The sequence below is a fragment of the Staphylococcus sp. FSL K6-0223 genome, assembly GCF_038008285.1.
The window spans coordinates 15,035-24,782 of the sequence record NZ_JBBOYX010000005.1 but is presented as its reverse complement, the minus strand read 5'-3'; the positions used below and the strand labels follow the sequence as shown (position 1 = coordinate 24,782).

The window sequence follows — 9,748 nt, the reverse complement described above, 5'->3', positions numbered from 1 at the left end:
TTAGTCAAAAAGAAAAGAGGGCTTTGAAGCCCTCATTGTTATACACTTTCTACTGTGCTAGGTTGGTTAGGTTGTGGGATATCTTCTGACGCAAGACCATCGTTCGCAGGATCTGCGGCAACAGTATCGTGGAAGCCATAAGCTGCTTTGTTTTTCTCGATTTGTTCTGGTAAAGTAGCCCATCCACGTTTCTTTTTAAGATATACACCAAATTCTGTTTCGAATTCTGCGATATCATCAGCGTCATTTGTACGGTCAATACTATTCCAATAACCTTGACGATATTCAGCTTTGTATTTACCTTCCGAATTTTTCACTTTTTTGTTAATGACCCATAATTCATATGGTACATCTTCTTCTGTAGCGTCTTCGATTTCATCGCATAACGTATCATCTTGGTTCATGTAGCAAGTGATAGTTACAGTAGACTCTAAAGTACCTCCAGAGTTAACAGGACCATCAACAGTAGCTTCTGTATCTCTATCTTTTTCAGTTTCGCGTTCTAATTCTGTTACCCACATTACTTTATTTGCATCTTTTTTATCGCCAGCCTTACGAATCAAGACTAACTCATCAGTACCTTGTTTAATTGCCATAGGTTTTGCCCTCCTAAAAAATTGTATAAAAAAAACAAGCCAATTAATGACTTGTGTATTCGATATTTATTGTTATATGTGATAAGGCTTGATTACTTTCGATTTCGATAGCTTCGTTGATATCTAACTGTGGATTAAACAAATTGAAACCATTGAGTTGAATATCATCTAACATGATATTTTGAACTTGCATAAGCAAGTTATCGTTTATACCTTTATCATCATCTAACCCCCACAAATGAACAGTAGCAGTAGGATTACCACCGAAACTGTCAAAAGTTAATACGTTCATGCTATCTGTAGTAGTTTGAATAGCGATAAAGGGATAAGACAACTCTTGGTTTAACTCTTTTGTTTCAATAACAGGGACACCAAGTTCACTGAATTTTTCGTATAAGTAATTGAATAGTTGAAGTTTAGCTGATTGTTTCATTACATGCCCCCCATTTTACCGTTTATTAATTTCTCGAGGTCCTCTCTGACTTTTCGAGTGTATCTTTCATAAACAGGGAACATAAACGTTTCAGGAGCCATGTAGCGTGTACCGTATTCAAGGAACGAACTGTACCCAGCGTTAGAGGTCACAGCATACTTCATATCGCCAATTTTTGTATCTCTGATCATTCTAGCTAAATTTCCTGTCCAGTAACCTTTATTCATTACTGACTTAGCGCTCACAACAGTATCTCTAGCGAACTTGCCAGCATTGTTTTTGAGCACTTCGTCAACGTCATCATCAATGCTACTGTGCATTCGATCTAGCTTTCTAATTAGAGCATCGATATCTCCAGCCACTATTTAACCTCCTCAGCATAGAATACAGTGTCGTGTTCATAGTCGATACGTTTAGTGATAATGTACTTTGAACCTTTGATATAAGCATGAGTCACTTTTGGTTCAAAACGACCATTTAAGCGAATGACGTTAATATCTTTGGTTACATCTCCATACTCAAGATTAGTACGTTGTGGGGATAAGGGAGATATATTACAAGGAACTTCGTTGTACACTTGTTCCTTAACATCGTACTTACTTGTTTTAGGATTGTAACCACCTTTAATTTCCTTAGAGAACTTCACACGCTTGTTGTATCTCAATAGAAAACACCTCTACCACGTTTACTTGTCTCTTTAGGAAACAAACCATCGATAACGTCCATATACTCATCAAAATCATTGCTTTGAAAAGTATTAGAACGTCCATCAATACTTTCTTGCGTCATTCCTTCAGCGCCAACACGATTAAAGCGTTTGACTGATACTTCTTCGATAATGTATTCCAATCGTTCTGGAACTTCTTCAATGTCAACAGGAAGTAAACTAACCAAACGCTTTTCTGTATTGTTTATGATTATTTTGAGTAGTTCATCTTGCTTATCATCATCGATAGAGAGTAACATTTTTACATTTTCTAATGTAGCCATGTTATCCCTCCAACGTTTTTATAATTACCGCTTTTGTATCGTCTTTAGATACGTCTACACTATGTTTTTCAGCTACTTCTAACAATTCTGCTTTAGTTGCTTTAGAATCTACATCTAAAGCGATATATTGCTCGTTATATACGTTTTGTTTATGGAATAATTGTTCGATACGTTCATTAGTAATATCAGTAGGGAATTCATCTCCTGCTTTATATACTTTTCCGCTTTCTTTATCTATGAACGTTCGAACGACTTTGTAAGAATAAGTCATTGTAAGACCTCCTAGATTATTTATACGGTTTCAGTATTTCCACCAGTTGAAGCAGTACCAGCTGTTAATTTAGCAAATGCTTTGTCATCTGCAATATGGAATGCAACATCCATAGTTACACGTAAAGCGATTAATTCTTGTTCGAATAAGTTTACTGGTGAACCGTCAGCATTTTGTACAGTTGATAATTGACCATCTTCTGAAATTTTGTAAGACATGTTGTAAGGAATGCCATAAAACACTTTGTTGAAGTCCCCAGCGTATAAGTCGCCTTTTTTAAATTGATCTGATTTAAGGTCAACTACAGGTAATCCATCTAAAGTGTTGTTAGCACGGTCATAATAGCTTTCTTTAGTATCTTCATCACGAACTCCACGTAATGCAGTGCGATTTTGTGTTTTAGATAAGAAAGCGTTAGCTTCAACATCATCTTCTAATAAAGTGTCCTCTAAAGCTAAGATATTATCTAAAGTGATATCGCCTTTTACTACATTGTTAGCTGCAGTAGCTGATTGTTCTACTGATTGTTTGAATGGGTTATCTACATTTAACAAACCTGCTTCGTCAAACTTTTTATAGAATTGTTCAGCGATTTGTGGTTTCATCGCTTCGAAGAAACGAGAGTAAGTGTAGTTTAAGTATTCACGAGAAGCAACGATGATAACACCTAATTTATGAGAACGCATAGACGCCTCAAGTAAGCTAGGTTTAGAAGTTTGAATTTTTTGACCTTCTCCTACCCAGTAAGCACCTGGTTTATCTGCCCAATAAGTGAACTTTTTCTCTGATTTACCACCCATATCTTGGTATTGGCCTAATTGCATAATCTTTGAGTTTTGTAATACGTCTAAAAGGATAGGTTCGTTAAAATCGTTTAATAATTCGCCTTCCTTGTGTTCGTGCATCATTACATGATCTGGATTAAATGTTTGTGGTTTTACATCTGCCATTTATAACGCCTCCGTTTATTTAATAATTCTGTTTTCTTTTGCTAAATCAGCAAAACTTTTAGATGTTTCTTTTTTAGAAGATACGTCACTACCTTGTCCGTAAGGTGTTGATTGACGTGTAGCTTCTTTAACTTGTTCTTGTACAGCTTTGTCGAAATCTTCTTTAATCGAATTAACGACATCATTAATTTGTTCGTTATCTTCCAAATGAATTAAAGACTGTGCAAACGAAGTAGGTAGACCTTTTTCTTTTAAGTCACTTTCTACATCAGCTTTGAGTTCACGCAATTTAAATTCTTTTTCCTTTTCTGCTAAGGCTTGTTCGCGTTTCTCAAATTCTTTGTCTTTCTTCTCTTTTTCAGTTAAGTTAGCGTAGCTTTCAGCCTCTTTTTTAGCTTCTTCACGAGCTTGTTCTAATTCTTGCTGGTGCTTACGTTCGCGTTTTGATAAAGCAGAATCAACAGCTTTACTGATTTGAGAATCTACTTCACTTCTTGTATACGTTTCTTGCTTTTGATCGTCATTGTTTTCTGGCGTATTTTCTTTACTTTCTCCAGGTTCATCTCCGTTATCTTCAGCGAAGAATTGTAAATTTAGATTTAGTTTGTCATTTAATTTCATTTGTATATCCTCCCGTTCAGTCTTAAATTCAATGTTTAATCGCATAAAAATAGCACCCCAATTAGTCAATTAAGCCCAATTAGTGTGCTAGATATATTTGATATTCGCATTTGATTTAAGCCCGCTCAGTATTTTTTAATATTGAGCAGTTTAACGACTTACTGAGGTCGAGTAGGTTAACGTATCCTACTGACGAGATATTGGCGCGGTAACGCCAGGACCAACTGCTTCAAGCTTTGACATAAGTACCACCTCAGATGAAATTTTTAGGTTTAAACTCTTTCTTCTCAGGTTCTTTCTGTTTCGCTTGTGCTCGGTTACTAGGGTTTGTGTCATTCAGACGCTTGAGTTCTTTGTGAATGCCTTCAAGGGCTGCAGCAATACGTTCGTTATACACTGCTACCACCCTCTTGAATTGCATCAACAATTTTGTCTATTTTTTCTTGTGTCGTCATACTATCTTTGATGATGTCTGAAGGTTCTTTGTTGAAGATTTGATTATATTCATCGTAAACATCATCTAGCCTGTCTTGTAAGTAACTTTCGTCATACTTGTCATACTCATCGATTGTATCACCATCAAGTTCAGTGACGTCATATAAGCCTTCTTCTGTTTCGTAATCTTCTTCGTACTCATCTTCTAATGCATCTTCAGGACCACCAAGCCCCTCTAAGAAATCTAAATCCTCTTGATCAAAGTCATCAGAAAAGTCGTACTCTTCTTCCCAGTTTTCATCTTCTTCAAATTCGTCGTCATCTTCCATGAAGTCATCTTCATACATGTCATCTTCTTCATCACTGAAATCAGTGTCTAGCACTTCTTCTTCTTCCCAATCAGCATCTTCATAATCCCCTACGGAATTATCAACAATTTCTTTTGCTACACCTTCATTAGTAACTGGCGGTGTATTTGTAAGATTATTATCATCTGGCATTTACAACACCTCCTTTTAATTATTTAACAACGCCTCCGAAATATCTTCCTTCGCGCTCTTCAAAGAACTTATCACGCCAATCAGGATCGATGTGTGGTGCGACAGCACTCCGACAGAATGGATGCATCGGAGGAGCATTAACACCAGGCTTCATATCTTTGACTTTGAATACTTTTCCATTTAAACCACGACATGTTTTGGTTGTCTTACTATCCATCTTAGCGTGATATTCATATTCTGCGTCAGGTCCATGTTGTTCTAACATATGACGCTTTGCAGCTAACGTTTGTACTCTAGCTGTTTCTGTTATGAGTAAACGTCTTATTTCGTAAGTACTATTACCTGTTTCTTTTCTGAACTCTTTCACAAACTCATAAGGGTGTCGCCCTCTTAACAAAACTTGACTTGTAGCCTTTTCAACATGAGCACGAACAACTTTCATATCACGCCATAGTCTACGAGACCAATTAGAGTTTTGGAAAGGTGCAGTAACGATCGTTTTAACATCGCTTAATGATACATGTAACGTTTCACCTAATATGCCTGCTTGTTGCTCAAGAGAACGATAATAAGACGATTCCATGTAATTATAAATAGATTGCTCTATACGAGCATATGAGTACGTTACAATTAATCCTAGTTGCGCTTTTAGTAGCTTTTCCCTGTTTACGTACATCGCAGTATTATATCTTTTTAGTTCTCTATTTGCTCTTTCACTAAAGTCGTTATCTTGTACATATTTTCTAGCTTTGTTAGCGAAAGATTGAACATCGAAGTTATCAATTTTCTTTTTAGCTTCTGAAATACTAATGCCTTCGCTGTCTGCATATCGAGCGTAGAACTTAGATATCTCATTCTCGATATCATCAATCATGTTGTTGATGATACGTTCTATTTCGAGCGACATTTCTTTATCGCTTAGTGTTTCATCTTTGATGATTTCTTTCGCTCTATCATCCCAATAAGTCATGTATTATCACTCCTTATTGTCAGATGTTTCGTCATCTTCTTCCGATGGTTGGCTATCAGTTAGATCATTGAACATCAACTCATCAGAATGTTTTATCTTTTCTTCTTGTTCTTTTCTGATACGTTCAACTTCATCTTTAGGATTGTCTATGAAAGAAACCAGAGACATTAATGTTCTCTGACTGATTTCTCCACCAGAATTGATGTACATTTGCATTTCTTCTGTCAGTGACTTAGGCAAGTTTCTTGTGAATGTGAATATCAAGTCTCTAAGGTTTTCCTTATCTATCTCTCTATTGATACTCATAATTTCTCCAACTAGCTTGTAACGTCTAACTAAGCCTTTTCGAAATAGACCTTCTTTAATCGCTGTACGTTGTTCTAAGCCAAATAACTTATATTTCATAGCCTCACCTGAGGTCTGTCCACCAAAGTTTTCGTCAGTCATATCTGGTGTGTTAGTAAGTGTATGAATGTCTTTAGCAATTCTTGTTTTATATGCTTCTACACCACTTACATCATATTGTTTGTAGATATATTGAGCGTCTACATTACCTTCTGTTACTTTATCATCTACCGTTGTATATTCAGGAGGTGCTAGATGGAATACATTAGCCTCTTTTTGCAGTGTCGCTACTTCTTCATTCAGGTCAACGTTGCCTTTGATGAGTAGCATTGCGTCATTTAAATCACTCATGTAGTTAGCTGTATCTGATTGTGCCTCATCGTATAAGTCAATAAGCGGTATGACCTTTTCAAAGTCTCCGCGTCGCTTTTCATTATTGCTAAACTCTGTAATAGTTACTTTGCCAAACGAATGAGCTTCAGGAGGTTTGCGCTCTGATAACTCTAAGTTAGTAACACTGTTTGCCACAAAGAAATATGTTGCTTTATCAGTAATGACATCGACATAGTAGATATTGCTTTCTGCCTCAGTCATCTCGACACTATCTTCTGTCGATACTTTCCAATATCTAACAGCCATAATACTATTTTTCTCAATGGTAGTATCGTATATAACAAATGTATTGCGTGGGTCTGATTTATAAATTCTAACCTCATCTTCTTGATTACGTATGATGTATTCATACGCTCTACCAAAGATAGACAAGTCTAAACCTAAAGAGCGATTGTGACTATCTACATCGTTAAGACTGTGTAACTCATTTAATTTACTTTGTGTCATCTCTTTATCTGATTGCACTTGTATTGCATGGCCGAAGCAATAACCATTAATAAAGTCAGTGATATATGAAGCGAAGTCATGTGCCGCTCTATTATCTGCTAAGTGTTTTTCTCTCCGACGTTTGTTACGCATGATATTGAAGTTTAAACCTTGATAATAATCATCTAACATTTGTAATCTCGGAACTTGCGCCTCTAAATGATGACGAATGAAGTCACTGATATCGTTAGGGTTATCTAACAAGTCTTGTACTGTGCCATCGTATTTGTACGTTTCAACTGCGTCACGTCTATATATCTCATCACGCATTTGACGACGTTCAAAATCTCTTTCAAAGTTGTTTACGTGTGCCATGTGTTACCTCCTTATAAGCCCATAGCTTTAATGGTGTTTATAGATTTTTTAAGTGGCGCTTTCTTTTTAGGTTTCTGTTTATAAAATTTAGAACAAGAATAGCGTAGTGAATCGATGCAGTGATTGTAAGTATCTACTGGTTCATTCATATATTCATCAGTGTTTTTATCTTTCTTCCACGTGTAATTATCGAACTCTTCAATAGTTTTGAAACAACGCTCGTCAATCACTATATCGAATTGCATAAGAAATTGTAGCCCCTGCATGATAGAACCTTTGCCTTTTTGTGCAGGTTTAATACGTTCTATACCCAGTTTACGCATTTCTGCTATACTTTTTTGTTCTGCGCTATCTGCAAAGATTTCTTCTTTGGAATATCCTAAACGTTTGATAACTTCTGCTATCTCATCGTTTAACATACCCGTCTTGACATATTCTTCAATAATGTACAACTTCTTATTCTTAGCGTCTATCTTACAGTGTATAAATGCGCTCGGGTCATTCACGTACCCGTAATCAAGACCGAAATATGAGGGAAATTGTCTTAACTCTTGTTTGTTAAGTAATCTCTTTTCATACTTAGGAAACACTAACTTATCTAACGTAGCAAACTCACCTAGTGCATATATTTTGTAATAAGCGGGATTACGATTAGCTAACAACTCTAAGTTCTGACGTGTCACTTCATCAAGGAACTTATTATCCCGATAGCTAGATTGTCTAATCATGACATTTTCCATAGGTTCACCATGTTCAAAGAAATACTTATAAACCCAGTTCAATTTAGAAACTGGGTTAAACATCAAGAATATTTGTTTTTTCATATGCTTTTTCTCCCTTAAACGTAATGTTAATTGTGTGTAATCATTTAGTGTGAACTCAGAAGCCTCTTCCATAACAATGTCTGAGATACCTTTAATTGATTTAATCTTCTCTGGGTTATCTAAACCTTTGAATAAGAATGTAGCACCATTAGGCAGCACTACTTTATTATCAGTTTTATTCCATTGGCACATATCCCATATACCGTAATCAATTAAACAACTCTTAACATCTTCAAATAAACTATCTTTTATTGTTGACTGAACCTTCCTAAGCCAAAGAATACGTCTAGGATATTTCCATTTATTCAACGCTTTTAATACTACCTTTTGGATCACCCCATGAGATTTACCACTTGAGCCACCACCATAATGTACTTCAGTGAAATTGTCATAGTTGGTAAGTATTTCAAATATGTTCTTGTTAAACACTTTCTCTGGGTTATTAAAATTAAGTTTAAGATTCGTCATCATAATCACCTATGTTGATTTCGATATTACGTTGAGTGATTTCTTGTTCAACTTTATCTCTGTATTTATTAGGCAATCTATTTTTAAGCGCAAATATAAGCGACGTAGGGTTAGCGTGTTCGTACTTTTTAACTTTGACAACCTTACCCGCATTAGTTACCGTTTCTTCTTCGTAGTAGTAGCCTGTAGCTCTCTTATGCAATGCGTTTTCTAATTCATAATCAGAAACTTCTTTGCCCTTTTTAATGGCAGTCATAAAAGCTTCTTTATTCGCTTTCCATTTTTTTAGCGTATTCCATGAAACACCTAAATTCTTCGCTATTTGCTCATCAGTTAACCCGTCACGCTTCCATCCTTCAACAAGCCCTAATTTACTTTCAATATCTAGTTTTTCATATAATGTTTTTTTAGCCATAATTTAACATCACCTCCAATGCACAAATAGTAATATCAGGTCACCCAACTGTTTAATTCTTCTTTATCAATGACTTTAGTTTGTAAAACTGATTGAAGTAAATCAGTTTTTAACTTATACAACAGTCTAGCACTTTCTTTTTTATCTTTTTTATTATTAGAAAGTAGATAACAGTGCATTAAGTTAATTAAACCCATTTTAATCATTGCTGCACCATTGTTAACATCAATTGGTTTTTTATTTTCTTTTTCTACATAAGTGATGAAGTTTTTTTGTTTGTCGTTTAATTTAATTTCAATCTTATAATTTAACGATGCGCCTTCTCCACCAATGGTTAAATTGTAACCTTTCTTAAAGCTATTGTAATAATCGATCCAATACATTTCTTTTTCCATAACTTCTTCTCTTGTTTCAGCAACGTCAATAACTTCAATTTTAAAATGCTCTACTCCATGTTTTCTAATTGCATTACCAATATAACTTTCGGCTTTAGAATGTTGTTTAAACCTCACACTAATACCACACGATGTTATACCTATATACAATTTATCGTTTATATCATTGGAAATTTTATAGACTTCATATTTCATCTCATATATCACCTCCGAATTAAAGGAAATTAAAACGTTTATACACTCATATCACACGTTTTTTAATGTCATATCAGCATACAAAAACCTACCCGAATTGTCTTTCAGATAGGTCAGAAAGGAGAAAAATTATGTTCGATCATTTG

15 protein-coding genes are annotated in these 9,748 nt (G+C 35.3%); all 15 read right to left on the bottom strand.

Annotated elements, in window-relative coordinates; translation table 11 throughout:
* Positions 1–38: 38 nt before the first annotated feature.
* Entirely contained in the window at positions 39–596 is a 558-nt protein-coding gene (locus MHI13_RS22980; RefSeq protein ID WP_037549633.1) for a phage major tail protein, TP901-1 family, read from the bottom strand.
* Between the two features lie 43 nt (positions 597–639).
* The gene (locus MHI13_RS22975) at positions 640–1,029 is read right to left on the bottom strand and encodes a hypothetical protein (protein ID WP_098905459.1); all 390 of its coding nucleotides are present in this window, start codon (positions 1,027–1,029) and stop codon (positions 640–642) included.
* Positions 1,029–1,391: an HK97-gp10 family putative phage morphogenesis protein gene (locus tag MHI13_RS22970; RefSeq protein ID WP_098905458.1), complete on the bottom strand. Its 363-nt coding sequence runs from the start codon at positions 1,389–1,391 to the stop codon at positions 1,029–1,031. Before MHI13_RS22970 ends, MHI13_RS22975 begins: the two co-directional genes overlap by 1 nt.
* Positions 1,391–1,693, bottom strand: a complete 303-nt coding sequence (locus MHI13_RS22965; protein ID WP_098905457.1) for a hypothetical protein — start codon at positions 1,691–1,693, stop codon at positions 1,391–1,393. The genes MHI13_RS22970 and MHI13_RS22965 overlap by 1 nt, the downstream gene beginning before the upstream one ends.
* Complete coding sequence (locus MHI13_RS22960; RefSeq protein WP_049399465.1) at positions 1,690–2,019, bottom strand: phage head-tail connector protein; 330 nt, start codon at positions 2,017–2,019, stop codon at positions 1,690–1,692. Before MHI13_RS22960 ends, MHI13_RS22965 begins: the two co-directional genes overlap by 4 nt.
* Before the next feature lies 1 nt (position 2,020).
* Positions 2,021–2,290 carry a hypothetical protein gene (locus MHI13_RS22955; protein WP_072098683.1) on the bottom strand — a complete coding sequence of 90 codons (270 nt, stop codon included), beginning with the start codon at positions 2,288–2,290 and terminating at the stop codon, positions 2,021–2,023.
* 20 nt (positions 2,291–2,310) lie between these two features.
* Positions 2,311–3,240 (bottom strand): phage major capsid protein, encoded by a 930-nt coding sequence (locus tag MHI13_RS22950; protein ID WP_340762163.1) that lies wholly within the window; start codon positions 3,238–3,240, stop codon positions 2,311–2,313.
* A gap of 15 nt (positions 3,241–3,255) precedes the next feature.
* Positions 3,256–3,861 carry a capsid assembly scaffolding protein Gp46 family protein gene (locus tag MHI13_RS22945; protein WP_340762161.1) on the bottom strand — a complete coding sequence of 202 codons (606 nt, stop codon included), beginning with the start codon at positions 3,859–3,861 and terminating at the stop codon, positions 3,256–3,258.
* A 253-nt stretch (positions 3,862–4,114) separates the two neighbouring features.
* Positions 4,115–4,258, bottom strand: coding sequence for a hypothetical protein (locus MHI13_RS22940; protein ID WP_017465052.1), 144 nt, complete (start codon positions 4,256–4,258; stop codon positions 4,115–4,117).
* On the bottom strand, positions 4,251–4,796 hold the full coding sequence (locus MHI13_RS22935; protein WP_340762155.1) for a hypothetical protein: 546 nt from the start codon (positions 4,794–4,796) through the stop codon (positions 4,251–4,253). Before MHI13_RS22935 ends, MHI13_RS22940 begins: the two co-directional genes overlap by 8 nt.
* A 19-nt stretch (positions 4,797–4,815) precedes the next feature.
* Positions 4,816–5,766 carry a minor capsid protein gene (locus tag MHI13_RS22930; RefSeq protein ID WP_340762153.1) on the bottom strand — a complete coding sequence of 317 codons (951 nt, stop codon included), beginning with the start codon at positions 5,764–5,766 and terminating at the stop codon, positions 4,816–4,818.
* Positions 5,767–5,772: 6 nt separating this feature from the next.
* Positions 5,773–7,305, bottom strand: coding sequence for a phage portal protein (locus tag MHI13_RS22925; RefSeq protein ID WP_340762152.1), 1,533 nt, complete (start codon positions 7,303–7,305; stop codon positions 5,773–5,775).
* Between the two features lie 11 nt (positions 7,306–7,316).
* Positions 7,317–8,597 carry a PBSX family phage terminase large subunit gene (locus tag MHI13_RS22920; protein ID WP_234752155.1) on the bottom strand — a complete coding sequence of 427 codons (1,281 nt, stop codon included), beginning with the start codon at positions 8,595–8,597 and terminating at the stop codon, positions 7,317–7,319.
* A complete protein-coding gene (locus tag MHI13_RS22915; protein WP_070664179.1) occupies positions 8,584–9,012 on the bottom strand; it encodes an HNH endonuclease in 429 nt (142 codons plus the stop codon). The genes MHI13_RS22920 and MHI13_RS22915 overlap by 14 nt, the downstream gene beginning before the upstream one ends.
* A 35-nt stretch (positions 9,013–9,047) precedes the next feature.
* On the bottom strand, positions 9,048–9,602 hold the full coding sequence (locus MHI13_RS22910) for a GIY-YIG nuclease family protein (protein WP_234752158.1): 555 nt from the start codon (positions 9,600–9,602) through the stop codon (positions 9,048–9,050).
* Positions 9,603–9,748: the final 146 nt, after the last annotated feature.